1 pseudogene is annotated in these 1317 nt (G+C 67.4%); it reads right to left on the bottom strand.

Features of this window, described 5'->3' with window-relative positions:
- Positions 1-30: 30 nt before the first annotated feature.
- Positions 31-1265 (bottom strand): annotated as a pseudogene (locus D7I43_RS32435) (IS3 family transposase).
- Positions 1266-1317 lie beyond the last annotated feature (52 nt).

The following is a 1317-nucleotide window of genomic DNA, read 5'->3' as shown; positions in this document are numbered from 1 at the left end:
TGTCAAGCCCCGGGTTTGATGGAGAGTTGGTTAGCTGGTTTTCAGGGGTGCGGTGACCGGGTGGGTCATCGCGTGTAGCGCCTCGTACTCGGCGGGTGGGACGTGGCCGAGTTCGCCGTGCAGCCTGCGGTTGTTGTACCAGTCGATGTACTCGACGGTGGCCATCTCCAGGTCGTCGAGCCCGCGCCACGGGCCCTTGTTCCGGACGAGTTCGGCCTTGTACAGGGAGTTGAACGCCTCGGCCATCGCGTTGTCGAAGGAGTCGCCCTTGGAGCCGACGGAGGCGACGGCGCCGGCCTCGGCGAGCCGCTGGGTGTAGCGGATTGCTCGATATTGGACTCCACGGTCGGAGTGGTGGACCAGTCCGCCCAGGTCAGCGCCTTGATTTTCGCGACGCCAGATCGCCATCTTCAGCGCGTCGAGAGCCAGATCGGTGTAGAGACTCGTGGACACCTGCCAGCCGACGATCATGCGGGAGTACACGTCGAGGACGAAGGCGGCGTACACCCAGCCCACACTCGTGCGCACGTAGGTCAGGTCGGCGACCCACAGCTGGTTCGGATGTTCCGCGGTGAAGTCCCGTTTCACCAGGTCAGCGGGCCGGTTGGTCTCGGCCGCTGGCCGAGTCGTGCGCGGCGACTTGTCGCGCAGCAGCCCGCGTAGCCCGGACTCGCGCATCAGCCGCTCGACGGTGCACCGGGCCGCCTCGATATCCTGGCGGTGCAGCTCGTGCCAGATCTTGCGGGCCCCGTAGACGCCGTAGTTCTCCGCGTGGATCCGCTCGATCACCGCGGTCAGCTCCTCATCGCGTCGGGAGCGGGCGCTGGCGGGGCGGGTCTTGGCGGCGTAGTAGGTCGACGGTGCGATCTGTGCCGGCGTGTCTTCGAGCGCCTGCAGGACCGGCTGGACACCGTGTCGCTCCCGCTGGGAGTCGACGAACTCGACCTTCATCGCGACGGACGGTCCAACTCCGCCGCGAAGAAAGACGCCGCGGACTTCAGGATCTGGTTCGCCCGCCGCAGCTCACGCACCTCCCGTTCCAACGCGGCGAGGCGTTCGGCGTCGCTGCTGGTGGTGCCCGGCCGGTCGCCGGCGTCGGTCTCGGCCTTCTTCACCCACGTGCGCAACGCCTCCGGGTGAACCCCGAGCTGACCGGCGATCCGACGGATCGCGCCAACCGCGGACGCCGGATCCCGACGGGCCTCGACCGCCAACCGGGTCGCACGCTCACGCAGCTCATCGTTGTACTTCTTCGGTGCAGGCATCGCTGGTGTTCCTCCCAGGTTTCGATGTCTCCATCAAACCCGGGGCGGGACA

It is taken from the genome of Micromonospora globbae, from assembly GCF_003610785.1.
GTDB classification, from domain to species: domain Bacteria; phylum Actinomycetota; class Actinomycetes; order Mycobacteriales; family Micromonosporaceae; genus Micromonospora; species Micromonospora globbae.
The sequence above is the reverse complement of the archived record's forward strand: the minus strand, read 5'-3'. Positions and strand labels throughout refer to the sequence as shown.